This window comes from Bacillus sp. PAMC28571, assembly GCF_014250435.1.
GTDB lineage: Bacteria > Bacillota > Bacilli > Bacillales > Bacillaceae > Bacillus > Bacillus safensis.
This window is the reverse complement of record NZ_CP060191.1, coordinates 895,278-907,304: the sequence shown is the minus strand read 5'-3', so window position 1 is coordinate 907,304 and position 12,027 is coordinate 895,278. Positions and strand designations below refer to the sequence as shown.

The 12,027-nt window shown below is 42.3% G+C and carries 16 protein-coding genes, 1 tRNA gene and 1 riboswitch; of the genes, 5 read left to right on the top strand and 12 right to left on the bottom strand.

Annotated elements, in window-relative coordinates; translation table 11 throughout:
- Positions 1-273: 273 nt before the first annotated feature.
- From H7F25_RS19500 to H7F25_RS04205, 6 genes are all read right to left on the bottom strand, one after another.
- Positions 274-513 (bottom strand): hypothetical protein, encoded by a 240-nt coding sequence (locus H7F25_RS19500; RefSeq protein WP_395960755.1) that lies wholly within the window; start codon positions 511-513, stop codon positions 274-276.
- A 173-nt stretch (positions 514-686) separates the two neighbouring features.
- Positions 687-1,130 (bottom strand): group I intron-associated PD-(D/E)XK endonuclease, encoded by a 444-nt coding sequence (locus tag H7F25_RS04225; protein ID WP_185854250.1) that lies wholly within the window; start codon positions 1,128-1,130, stop codon positions 687-689.
- Positions 1,131-1,275: 145 nt separating this feature from the next.
- A complete protein-coding gene (locus tag H7F25_RS04220) occupies positions 1,276-2,322 on the bottom strand; it encodes a tyrosine-type recombinase/integrase (protein WP_185854249.1) in 1,047 nt (348 codons plus the stop codon).
- Positions 2,323-2,481: 159 nt separating this feature from the next.
- A tRNA-Val gene (locus H7F25_RS04215) sits at positions 2,482-2,554 on the bottom strand.
- A 132-nt stretch (positions 2,555-2,686) separates the two neighbouring features.
- Positions 2,687-3,865 (bottom strand): cystathionine beta-lyase, encoded by a 1,179-nt coding sequence (metC, locus tag H7F25_RS04210; RefSeq protein ID WP_185854248.1) that lies wholly within the window; start codon positions 3,863-3,865, stop codon positions 2,687-2,689.
- Positions 3,862-4,980: a methionine biosynthesis PLP-dependent protein gene (locus H7F25_RS04205; protein WP_151862970.1), complete on the bottom strand. Its 1,119-nt coding sequence runs from the start codon at positions 4,978-4,980 to the stop codon at positions 3,862-3,864. Before H7F25_RS04205 ends, metC begins: the two co-directional genes overlap by 4 nt.
- 78 nt (positions 4,981-5,058) lie before the next feature.
- Positions 5,059-5,180, bottom strand: a riboswitch (SAM riboswitch).
- 221 nt (positions 5,181-5,401) lie between these two features.
- Here H7F25_RS04205 and H7F25_RS04200 point away from each other — a divergent pair.
- From H7F25_RS04200 to H7F25_RS04190, 3 genes are read left to right on the top strand one after another with little or no spacing between them, the layout of a single operon-like run.
- Positions 5,402-6,142 carry an esterase family protein gene (locus H7F25_RS04200; protein ID WP_151862969.1) on the top strand — a complete coding sequence of 247 codons (741 nt, stop codon included), beginning with the start codon at positions 5,402-5,404 and terminating at the stop codon, positions 6,140-6,142.
- 52 nt (positions 6,143-6,194) lie between these two features.
- Positions 6,195-6,710: a YjcG family protein gene (locus tag H7F25_RS04195; RefSeq protein ID WP_024426454.1), complete on the top strand. Its 516-nt coding sequence runs from the start codon at positions 6,195-6,197 to the stop codon at positions 6,708-6,710.
- A 6-nt stretch (positions 6,711-6,716) separates the two neighbouring features.
- Positions 6,717-7,151: a GNAT family N-acetyltransferase gene (locus H7F25_RS04190; protein ID WP_103132082.1), complete on the top strand. Its 435-nt coding sequence runs from the start codon at positions 6,717-6,719 to the stop codon at positions 7,149-7,151.
- An 82-nt stretch (positions 7,152-7,233) separates the two neighbouring features.
- Here H7F25_RS04190 and H7F25_RS04185 read toward each other — a convergent pair whose 3' ends face one another.
- The gene (locus H7F25_RS04185) at positions 7,234-7,491 is read right to left on the bottom strand and encodes a hypothetical protein (protein ID WP_103132083.1); all 258 of its coding nucleotides are present in this window, start codon (positions 7,489-7,491) and stop codon (positions 7,234-7,236) included.
- A gap of 126 nt (positions 7,492-7,617) precedes the next feature.
- Between H7F25_RS04185 and H7F25_RS04180 the strand changes: the two genes are divergently transcribed.
- Entirely contained in the window at positions 7,618-9,930 is a 2,313-nt protein-coding gene (locus tag H7F25_RS04180) for a UvrD-helicase domain-containing protein (protein ID WP_044334810.1), read from the top strand.
- A 16-nt stretch (positions 9,931-9,946) separates the two neighbouring features.
- On the opposite strand, the gene H7F25_RS04175 is transcribed toward H7F25_RS04180, so the two are convergent.
- From H7F25_RS04175 to H7F25_RS04160, 5 genes are all read right to left on the bottom strand, one after another.
- Entirely contained in the window at positions 9,947-10,204 is a 258-nt protein-coding gene (locus H7F25_RS04175; RefSeq protein WP_008348417.1) for a sporulation-specific transcription regulator SpoVIF, read from the bottom strand.
- A 138-nt stretch (positions 10,205-10,342) separates the two neighbouring features.
- Positions 10,343-10,480 carry a YjcZ family sporulation protein gene (locus tag H7F25_RS04170; protein WP_024425009.1) on the bottom strand — a complete coding sequence of 46 codons (138 nt, stop codon included), beginning with the start codon at positions 10,478-10,480 and terminating at the stop codon, positions 10,343-10,345.
- An 84-nt stretch (positions 10,481-10,564) separates the two neighbouring features.
- Positions 10,565-10,786, bottom strand: coding sequence for a hypothetical protein (locus H7F25_RS04165; protein WP_024425010.1), 222 nt, complete (start codon positions 10,784-10,786; stop codon positions 10,565-10,567).
- Positions 10,787-10,876: 90 nt separating this feature from the next.
- Positions 10,877-11,005, bottom strand: a complete 129-nt coding sequence (locus tag H7F25_RS19270; protein ID WP_259279657.1) for a hypothetical protein — start codon at positions 11,003-11,005, stop codon at positions 10,877-10,879.
- A 71-nt stretch (positions 11,006-11,076) separates the two neighbouring features.
- Complete coding sequence (locus tag H7F25_RS04160; RefSeq protein WP_024425011.1) at positions 11,077-11,427, bottom strand: DUF1360 domain-containing protein; 351 nt, start codon at positions 11,425-11,427, stop codon at positions 11,077-11,079.
- Between the two features lie 167 nt (positions 11,428-11,594).
- Between H7F25_RS04160 and H7F25_RS04155 the strand changes: the two genes are divergently transcribed.
- Positions 11,595-11,990 (top strand): spore coat protein, encoded by a 396-nt coding sequence (locus H7F25_RS04155; protein ID WP_238550033.1) that lies wholly within the window; start codon positions 11,595-11,597, stop codon positions 11,988-11,990.
- The last annotated feature ends 37 nt before the right edge of the window (positions 11,991-12,027 follow it).

Below are 12,027 nucleotides of genomic sequence, written 5' to 3'. Positions count from 1 at the left end.
CGTAGATCATAGCGAGTTCATATTTCGTAAACATAACGCACCTACTTTCGTTTTATTTAAAAACGTAGCAATTCGTTCGCTTACGCTCACTCTTTGCAAATATCCTTTTATCGCGATAGATATATCTTTTAAAGTAATTATTTGCGCGAAAGATTTTAATTGAGCGCTATTATTTATCTAGTTATTAATGGCTCTAGTTAAAAGATGGTTCTAGTTAGTGTAAAGCCGAGCCGTGTACGGGTCAGCCGTATATGGGTAGACGATACACGGCGTTTATAACTCTTCCGTATCTCCGTCAAATATTGCGAGCTGACTAATCGGAAGTATCGTATAGCGAGCGTTCTCCCACCGCTGAGTCTTTCCTTCGCGACCTTGTTTCTTAACGACAAGAGGGCGCCCCTGCCATCGGTATTCACATAGCGATTGTATCCGCTTATTTGCCGCAACTCGGCTTAAATTTAGCGCTTCCCCGATTTGATCCTGCGTCGGGTAGCATTCGCCGTTTGCGTTCATAAACGATGATAGTACGCAAAGCGTCTGCCAACGTTCCGGTCCGATATCCGCGATCAAGCCTTTCTTGACGGCATCGACGTACATCTTAACGAAGATACGCGTTTCAGACTTTCCGGACGTTAAGTTATATTCCGACTGAGTTTCTACGGAGACGAGCCGTTGGTGTTCGTTTGTCACGCTACCACCTCGCCCGTCTTTACTTCGTTAGGAAACGTTGGGAAGTCGTTAAAGAACAGCCGACCGTTTCCCGCAACGAAAGCATTCTTCGTGACCGTATCTACGTATCTAAGCGTAATGCTCCTTTTATGAGGCAACGTAACCCACGATAGATATGCGATCTGCTTACTATTAAAGTCGTAAAGTGCGAGTATGTCGAAGTCGGACTTATCATAATATCGATTTGAAGCGCTCGGTCTAGTTAGCTCGAACTTTACCTTCTCGCCGTCGCCCGAAGAACTTTTAATCTGAACGCGATAGGCTACTCCGTCTTTTTCTGCGAGAAGGTCGTAAGCTGTATTTTCAATCGACGGGAACGCCGGAATCATCCCTTGCGTTATTAGGTCGCCAGCCACAAACATTTCCGCTGCCGCACCGGTTATTCTCATTTTAGGTAACATTCGATCACCTCCGATTTTTACGTTGTTATTGGATAATGTTGCGTCTAATTTACGAATCATTTTCGCTTTCATAAGTACAGTCGCATGTGATCGATCAAAATCGGGACATTTGAAACAAAAAAAATAACCCGACCTAATGGCCGAGTCATCTTCTTTTAAGTTTTCGTTGTTTATTCAGTTTTTTTCTTACGGCATTGATTGCGGAATATTTATCGTGCTGTTCCGTTAATGATCTCCCCGATAGATGTGTATATCTCATAACCATACGCAAATCGCTATGTCCTAGTAACATCTGAAGGTGTCTTATATCTCCTCCGGCCTCTAAGTACATTGTTGCGGCTGTGTGACGGAAAAGGTGCGGATGTACACGTTTCTTTATACCGACTTCCTTTGCGTATTCTACTAACCTTTTTCTAAAATGATCACGCGTTAATGGTTCTCCGTAGTTTGCGAGAAATAAATAGTCAGAATCAAAATCTGCTTTATTCTCGGTAATTAACTCGTTTAAAAGTTTCGCTGTACCAAACTCGATGGGAACTGTGCGCGCTTTCCTATTTTTAGCGATAGGAGCCGGTATATACAACGAACACCCTTTAAAATCGAAGTTTTCTGTACGCAAACCTAACGCTTCAGAAATACGCATCATTCCGTCCAATAATACGTTCATCAGCACGTAGTCCCTAAAATCAGCGTAATCACGTTGGTTTGGAGCCGCAAATAATATCCGGAGTTCTTCCTCATCTAATATAATGATCTCTTCTTCCGGCTCATTAACGTTCTTTATACCGTACATAGGATTCGCCTCAATTAACCCTTCGTCGTGGAGCGTTTTAAAGAACACTCGCAAGGTTTTAAGTCGGGTATTAATAGTAGACGGCGCCAACCCTTTTGTCATATGTCGCTCTTTCTTAAATGCGTGGTCCTCGAATTTCACCCATTCATCCTTCATGTAAACGATATATCTACGAATTACATCCCTGTTTATTTCATTGATTGACCGCGCTATTTTGTGACGATCGAGGTATTCGATGAAGAATCCGTAGTTATTTTCGTATTGCTCTATCGTACCCTCAGCCCGCCCCTCCGATTTCTTTATCGCGCGAAATTGAATAAATAATACATCGAGATTGCTCGACGTTTTACGTAACGTCCGTTCTTTTTTAACGCGCTTGCCCGATCTATTTGCGGACATAGTATCGCCTCCAAATCGATTAAGTCATCGAGATGAAAACCGCTACCTTGCCGACTATACGACCGCTACCCTGCGTCTCAAAACGCCTAAGTCACCGGCTAAGTCAACGCAATAAAAAACGGATAGAAACGTTGATATAACGCCTCTAACCGCCGTAGATGATTCCGACTGGGCTCGAACCAGCGACCTCTACCCTGTCAAGGTAGCGCTCTCCCAGCTGAGCTACGGAATCGGGTTATGTATCAGTTCTGGGCTTTCTGTTACTGACAGTCTCTATTATATAACCATCATATTAAGCCGTCAATGGTTTTGTTCAAAAAAGGTCAAAAAGCCGGCGGCTGTGCCGGCTTTTTTCTCTCCTTCTTTATGATTGGTTCACAAGGACGGGCTTTAGTTGATCAAGTGCTTGTTTGAAGTCGCGTTTGAGGTCTTCTCCGTTTTCAACTCCGACACTTAGACGAAGCAGCCCATCTGTAATCCCTCTTTTTTCTCTTTCTTCTTTTGGCATAGCCGCATGTGACATTTTGGCTGGATACGACAGAATGGATTCAACGGCACCGAGGCTGACAGCGAATACAGGTAATGTGACAGCATCCACCAATTCTTTGACTGCCGCTTGGTTTTCTAGTTCAAATGAGAGAACCGCTCCTGCTCCGCTCGCTTGCTTTCGCTGAACATCTGCCCCTGGATGATCGTCTAAGCCCGGGTAGTAGACTTTTTTCACCGCAGGATGTTCTTTGAGAAATGAAGCGAGTTCGAACGCCGTTTGGCTTGCTTTTTCTAATCTCACCTGAAGGGTTTTTAACCCTCTTAACACAAGCCAGCAGTCCTGCACGCCAAGGACCGCACCGAAGGAGTTTTGCAGCGAATAGAGTTCGTCTCCGAGCTTCTCATCTTTCACCACGGCTAAGCCTGACAGCACATCACTGTGGCCGCTTAAAAATTTCGTTGCGCTGTGCAGAACAACGTCAACACCAAGGTCGAGCGGACGCTGAAGCGCAGGTGTTAAAAACGTATTATCTAAGAAAGTCAGACAGTCATGCTCTTTCGCAAGCTGGACAACACCTTCAATATCTGTAATCCCTAGTGTTGGATTTGACGGTGTTTCCATGTAAATGACCTTTGTATTTGATTGAATGCCTCTTTTGACTTCATTCAAATCGGTCATGTCCACGAAGGTATGCTCAATTCCAAATCTTGAAAGAACTTGGGTGATCATTCGGAAAGTCCCGCCATACACATCTCTTGTGACAAGGACGTGATCTCCCTTTGATAATAGAAGAAAAGCGGTTGAAATGGCTGCCATGCCTGATGCAAAGGCAAGCCCTCTCGTTCCTCCTTCCAGCGCTGCAATCGTATCCTCTAATGCTTGACGTGTCGGAGTTCCCGATCTGGAGTAGTCATATTGGCCAAATTCATCGAAGCTGCTTTGATGAAAGGTGGATGCATGCTGAATCGGTACACTGACTGCACCTGTTGAACGGTCTGTTTTAAACGCATTATGAACGAGTTTTGTTTCGAGTGTCCAATCGTGTGTGGTCATTTGGCGTGTACCTCCTCTTTTACTTGTGATAGCGCCTGTTTCAAGTCTGCTTTCAAGTCATCTACATGCTCGATGCCAACAGAGAAACGGAGCAGCTTGTTACATACACCGTTTGCAATGCGAATCTCTTCTGGAATATCCATGTGCGTTTGTGTTGCAGGATACGTAATGAAGCTTTCGACTCCGCCAAGGCTTTCAGCAAAACAAATCGTTTTCAGCTGCTTCAAAAATGGATTGACCCAGTCCTCTTTGGCTACTCGGAATGACAACATGCCTCCCTTTCCTGGATAAAGGACATCTTGAATTTCCGGCTGCTTCTCTAAAAACTGTGCCAGTTCCTTCGCATTTTCCTCGTGCTGGCGCATTCTAAGTGCCAGTGTTTTCATTCCTCTCATTAAAAGCCATGAGTCAAATGGTGATAGAACCGCTCCAATTGCGTTTTGATGCTGGAACATGTCTTCAGACAGCTGCTCTCCTTTTGTCACCACAAGCCCGGCAAGAACGTCATTATGTCCGCCTAAATATTTGGTTGCGCTATGAATGACAATGTCCGCTCCAAGCGTAATCGGCTTTTGCAAGACTGGTGTGTAAAAGGTGTTATCGACAATCACCAAAGCGCCATGCTCTTTTGCAATCTTCGCTATTTTTTGAATATCTGCTTCCTGCATCAGTGGATTTGTCGGTGTTTCAATAAAGACCGCTTTTGTGTTTGGTGTGATTTTAGAGCGTAAACAGTCTTCATCTGAAAAATCATCATAAAGAAAACGTAATCCGTACTTTTTCCATTCGTTTTCAAACAAACGGTATGTACCGCCATATAGGTCTGATGAGACGATGAGTTCATCTCCGCTTTCAAATAGAGCCATGATCGTTTGGATTGCCGCCATTCCCGAACTGAAGGCAAAACCGGCCGTCCCTTCTTCGAGTGAAGCAATTGCATCCTCTACGAGCTGTCTTGTTGGGTTTTTCGTTCGAATGTAATCAAATCCTGTAGATTCCCCTATACCTCTATGTCTATATGCTGTCGAAAGATAAACGGGAGGACTGACAGTGCCAGTCACCTCTTCGCTACGGTTTCCAATCTGCACTAATTTCGTTTCCACATGTTCTGTCATTTGACACCATCCTAAGTAAAAATCTGATTTCAAAACAGAAAACCCCTTCTTCATAAGAAGAAGGGGTTTAATCGCTTCCTCTTATCTTCCAAGCAAAAAAGCTGCTTGCTGGATTTAGCACCTTGGTACATCACATGAAGTGATGCATACCGGTTGCTGAGGTTTCAAAGGGCCAGTCCCTCCACCTCTCACGATAAGAATGTGTTGTCTGTCTGTTCTAATTCTTAATACTGTAACCCATTAAATCTCATTTTTCAAGGGGAAATGTCATGATTAATTAAAATTTTCTGTATTTTATAAAAGAATCGATGTTATACGATTTGATTGCATGTTAGCATATAGGAACAACGCTGTTTTTCATGTTACAATGAATGGAAACGTTTCACTTTATGATGAATTTGGTTAGCTGGAGGAATGGATTATGGTGAAGAAAACAGGAATCATTCAAGAAGAAACCATACAGTCAAAAGAACTTGGGGCGGATATGACCATTTTGATCTATTTGCCAGTCAATTACTCCCCCCTTTATACATATCATGTCATCATTGCCCAGGATGGTCATGATTATTTCCGCCTAGGCAAAATAGGCAGACAGGCAGAAGAATTGATGCAAAACAAAGAAATGGAACGCTCGATTATCATTGGTGTACCTTATGAAAATGTCACGGAAAGACGAAACACGTATCATCCAGACGGTACAAAGTTTGAAGCGTATAAGCGCTTTTTAGCAAATGAACTGGTCCCTTATATTGATGAACACTATCCAACCTATCAAATTGGATCAGGGCGTACGTTTATTGGTGATTCACTGGGTGCGACGATTTCCCTCATGACAGCCATTGATTACCCTTCTTTATTCGGCGGGCTGATTTTGCAGTCCCCTTACGTTGACGAGTCGGTTCTAGAAGCCGTCAAACAGTCGACAGCCCTTTCTCATTATGCCATTATCCATCAAATTGGGCTGGAGGAAACCGCTGTGAAAACAACAGATGGCCAGGTGCTTGATTTTGTTCAGCCGAATGATGATTTAAAGGCCCTACTTGAAAAATCTGGTGCGGATTACTTATTTGAGACATTCGAAGGGGATCATAAATGGACGTTTTGGCAGCCGCTCATTGCGCCTTCGTTAAAAAGAATGCTCCCATATTCGTTAATCAACTGAATTTTGTTATAATAAACAATAATAAATACTTTCTTATTCAGGAGGGAACATGATGAAATACGGAGTTGTTATATTTCCATCAAAAAAATTGCAAGATATTGCGAACTCTTACCGGAAGCGTTATGATCCGAACTATGCACTCATACCGCCTCATTTAACATTAAGAACACCTTTTGAATTAACGGATCTAGAAGCGGCTGAGGTCGTCTCAACGTTAAGAGATTATGCAAAAAATGCTTCTCCTATTACGTTACGTATTAAAAAATTCAGTTCATTCGCTCCTGTAAACAACGTCATTTATATGAAAGTAGAACCGAACGAGGACATCATGGCGCTCAATGAAAGATTGTACGCAGATCCACTTGCTGGTACACCTGAATATGCCTTTGTTCCTCATGTGACAGTGGCTCAAAAATTATCAGATGATGAGCATTCAGACGTACTTGGCACATTAAAGCTGAGAAAGATTGACCATGAAGAAACAGTGGATCGCTTCCACCTTTTATATCAATTAGAGAACGGATCTTGGACCGTCTATGAAACATTTATTTTAGGAGAAGAGGGTTAAAGACATTTGAAAACAGTCATCGCAACAGAACAAACACAACGAGAAGATGCATACTACGTTCGAAAAGAAGTATTCGTAAAAGAACAAGAAGTTCCAGTAGAGATCGAAATAGATGAACTAGAGGACAAAGCCACCCATTTTGTCATTTACAATGATGACAAAAAACCTCAGGCGGCCGCTAGACTGCGGATCATTGAGGAATCAAAGGCAAAGCTTGAACGCATTTGTGTGTTAAAAGAGGCGCGCTCCTTCGGCCTTGGCCACAAGCTATTAGAGGCGCTAGAAACAGAAGCGATTGCTAATGGAGCAAAAGAAGCGGTTATGCATGCCCAAGTCCAAGCTCTTCCTTTCTACGAAAAGAAAGGCTACAAAGCGGTTTCTGAACCGTTCGAAGAAGCGGGAATCACACATGTCAAAATGACAAAAACGCTGTCTGTTTGACCAAAAGAAAAGCCAGAGCATTCAAGATGCCCTGGCTTTTTCTTTTTCATTATCGTTCGTCACAGGAGGAAAGCGCAATCATTTATATATACGTATTAATATGAATGCCCTTGCCTTCCTCCATAAACATATCTCGTACAAAGCGTTCCCGCTTTTTTTGCTGTACTTTCATTTCCGCTTCTGTCACTAAATCCTCTTTTTTCTCCAGCTCTCTGTATATCTTGTCATGAAAGGTGCGAGAAACCTTTGTTACTTTCGCATAGTCTTCTTTATCCTGAGGAGCTGGACGATTGATATATTGAAAATACAGATCCGGCTGAATCGGGGCTATATATCCCATCAAGAACGCCTCCTTTGCTTCTCTTCTATTCTACTATTCCCTAATTATGACTGTTTGAAACACGCCTCATTTGATATGATTAGATGTGTTTCATTTTAAGATTGATTGACTATTGGAGGACTAGCTTTGAAATGCGCACGACGACATGATCGAACGATCTCATTACATACGTATTCGAGAGAACACTATCAATTCCTCCATGACGAGGGAAAAAAAGGACAATTATTCTGCCCATATTGCGGACAACCGGTCTTTTTTAGATTAAATATACATGATGAACCTGCCTTTATTCATAAGCACATATCTCAGCAAGAGATTTGTGAAAAAGCTGAAGAACAAGCAGATCATCATCAAACGGCTGAACAAGAGGAAAAGGCTTCCTATAAAGAACTTGGAGGCTTCCGTTTTCCAACCGGCAAACAGATCATCTCGCAAACGAGCGAATCATATGACTGGCAGGAACCAAGGTCGATTCAATTTAGCGACGCCTTACATTTAGAAGAGAATGAAGAAGTTCATACGATCGACCTCTTCCCGCATATCACCTTTAGCACACCGCAGCTTCAAGCTGTCACACATTTAGATGGTCCGATGCTTGTGCTGGCTGGTGCCGGCAGCGGGAAAACAAGAGTCCTGACGGCTAGAGCGGCTTATCTCATGTCCCATCATCATATTCCTGCTCACCATATTTTACTCGTAACTTTCACCACAAAAGCGAGCAATGAGATGAAAGAAAGACTGCGCAAGCAATACCAGCTTCATCCTTCACAAGCCAGCCAAGTAGTGACAGGCACCTTCCACAGTCTTTTTTATAAAATGCTGCTTCACAATGACGCAAACAAATGGAACGGCCAGCATCTGATCAAGTTTGACTGGCAAAAGGAGCAATACATTCGAAAAGCTATGATGAATGAAGGACTTGATGAGAAAGACTACCCTACCGATCAAGTACTGCAATCGATCGGCTATTGGAAAAATGCTTTTTTACCAGGTGAACTTCCTGATTTGAAGGATGAAAAGGAAAAACACATGTGGACGATCTATCAATCATATGAACAGCAAAAACGAGATCATCAGCAATTTGACTTTGATGATATGGCGATTGCCTGCTTACATATGCTCACAGAACAGCCAGAACTGCTAAAACGGTATCAAGAACGATTCCAGTATATTTTAGTGGATGAATTTCAGGATATTAATCCAGTGCAATATCAATTAATTCAGCTTTTAGCCGGAGAATCAGAGCAGTTATTTTGTGTAGGGGATGATGATCAAGCCATTTACGCCTTTAGAGGGAGCAATCCAGCTTTCATTCTTGAATTCAAACAGGACTATCCTTCGGCTCAGATCGTCCATTTACATGCGAATTACCGCTCTCATCATACAATTGTCGCAAGTGCTGATGCGATTATTAAGAAAAATCAGCATCGTTATGAGAAGACGTTAAAAGCCGTGCGCGCGGAGAAAATTCCTCCGACGCTCTTCTATCCATATGATGAAGAAGAGGAAGCGACCATGATTGTCGCAGATATTCAGGAGAAAATTAAAAATGGTGCAAAGCCGAATGACTTCTGCGTGCTGTTTCGAACAAATACAGGCGGCCGTGCGATTTATGAACGGCTGCATCAATCGGCGATTCCATATGAGACGGATGCTGGCGTCAAAGCCTTCTACAGCAGACGAATGGTTCGGGTTCTTCTCGCCTTTCTTTCCTTAAGTCAGGATGCAGACGATGTGGCCGCCATAAAACAGCTGCTGCCGGTTTTCTTTTTAAAGCAGCAAACCCTGAATACACTAAAGGCACTGACCATCACAGAAGATTGCTCAATGGTAGAAGCGCTCGGAAAACTGACAGATATACAGCCGTTTCAACAGAAAAAGCTGCAATCAATCGTTCCTTTGTTCCGAACATTACGAACATTAAAGCCATCAGACGCGGTGACATTTATTGAACAAAAGATGGGACTCGGTGATTACTTAAAAAAACGGGTGAACGATACGAATGTACTTGAAAAAGGGGCGGATGATGTACGTGATGTGAAAACAGCCGCCAAACGCTTTGAAACGATTGAAGCCTTTCTCGCACATGCCGAACATATGAAGTCTGCCGAAAAGGAAAAAACAGATGAACCCGGTGTTCAGCTCATGACGATCCACCGCGCAAAGGGACTTGAATTCCAGACAGTATACATCACTTGTGTGGTCGACGGAGCACTGCCTCATGATTTCTCACTGGATGAACTCAGAAACGGTCATGAAGAAGCGCTCGAAGAAGAGCGCCGTTTATTATACGTGGCCATGACAAGAGCTGAACAATCTCTTTATCTGTCTGTTCCTTCATTTAGACGAGGAAAAACGGCTCATCGTTCTCGTTTTTTGTATCCTCTTCTAAAGAAAAACCGTGAATTATTTACGCAAAAACAACAGGCCCCCCTTTAAACGGAGAGCCTGTTGCTTATTTTTTGTTGTTCATCATTTTAGCGATTGTATTGAAATCAAGCTTTTCTTTTCCACTTGTAATCGATTGAACGATTTTGTCTTCCATTTCTTTAGGTACACGTTTGTTCGCAAGCTGTGCTACTTTTTTAATGACACCTCGAACGGTATTCTCATCTTTAAAGTTGGCATTTTGCAAAGAACCTGCAAGTTTAAACACATCATTCATATTCACACCGGTTTTGTTTTCTACGCTTTTAAAGAATTTATTATCCATTCATTTGCCTCCTCTTTGTGGAGTAATCACCTTACTATATGAAAATAGGCGAGATATGTGCCTATCCTAAAGCCTTGTTTGACCAAAGAGAAAGGAAAGCAAAAGGCTTCCCCCTTGCTTCCCTCACCTTCTTACTTTTTAGTAGTTAAAGAAAGAAGCACCAACGATGATTAAAAGGATGAAAAGCACTACGACAAGAACAAATGTTGATCCATATCCGCCGCCGTAGCCACCACCGTAGCCGCCGCAACAACCGCCACCGTAACCGTAACTCATATTTAAGCACCTCCTCTTCTCCCTTACAAAGTATGAAAAATGCAAGAAATGGTTTGGACGATCACATAAAAAAGTGCGGAATTTTTATTTCTGCTGTTTAAAGACGTAATCTGCCTCTGTATGACGCATCATGAATGCTTCTGTTTCTTTCGCAAAAGCCTCCATCTTCACGCCAAATGCTTTTAAGTGCTCCTCAAGATCATTCGCTTTATCCGTTAGATCCATTTCAGCCTTCTCGTGCGCTTGTTCTTTCCCATCATGCGGTTTAGTGAACAAAGAACCGATTAATTGTTCGAATGCATCCATTCTGGTCACCCCTTCTCTCTTACATATGCATCACTCAAAAAAAGGGCAACAAAAAAACCGGATAAATCCGGCTTTTGTTTTTCTCTTCTATTATTGAGGTTTCTTTTTGTTTCCACAGCCGCAGCCATTTTTCTTGATTTTCTTCGTATATACTGATTGTTGATTTGACTGCGCTGGATAACCTTGAAGCATATGTGACGGCGTTTCAGTTGGTTTCATCGCAACCCTTCCTTTCCTATTCCATGATAGTATATGCATTTATTGAAAGCGTGTCTGATCAGAATGCCTGTTTATTTCACAAGCTTCGAGACAACCGCTTCAATGATGCCTGCTGCTGCGGCAATCGCTAATAGTAAATTAAGCCACATGCTGATGACAGGAAAAAGTATGTATATCAGAAGTAAGGCAGCAGTGCACCATATGCCAGTACACCAATAACAGCTTAACAGTTCTCCAATCCAAGACCGCAGTCCTTCCCCTTTAATGATGATATATGTTTCGACCTCACCTTGTTCGTTTACCTCTTCCTGTTCTTCATGAAATAGACGGCGGAATGGCGCAGTAATGGTATCAAACACAATCAGTCTCGTCAGTCTAAAGGATGCGAGGGCAAACACGACAAATGACAAAGCACCGCTCAGAAGCCTCCACCTCCTTCTTTCTTCTTTTTCCGTCCTTTCTTTATATATGCAAGAAAAAAGACCGACATGATGAATCGAGCGGAAATAAAATTGGGTTGTACTTTTTCACACTTTCCGATTCCACCTTGCGTCCTTGTTGCATTAAATAATGTATAGATAAGAAAGGAGTGAAAGTATTGTCTATTGAAGAAAGTGCTGAAAAATTGTATACACAACTGTTAAACGAATTAATCAGCAATTATGATGATTTCATTGAGATCAAAGATTCCGAAAATGTCACAATTCATAAAACAGATGTAACAGCCGCACTCTCCCTTCAAGCGACCGTAACGACAATCATTACTCTTTTAATCCAAATTCTTGTACCAGACGATGAATTGGCTGCTGACATCACAGACCAGCTTTTATCCACACAACAAGTGGAAGTCCAAAAGAAAACTGTGATTCAAATCATCAACTGCTATAACATTACGATAACATTATCAGATGCATCCATTATGAACTCCGTCCAAATTCTCACTCAAACATTGAATGTGCTCTTAGTTGAAGTCGGCATTCTTTGACCCTTTCTTTTTCTAATGACGTATGAAAGAGGTGAAA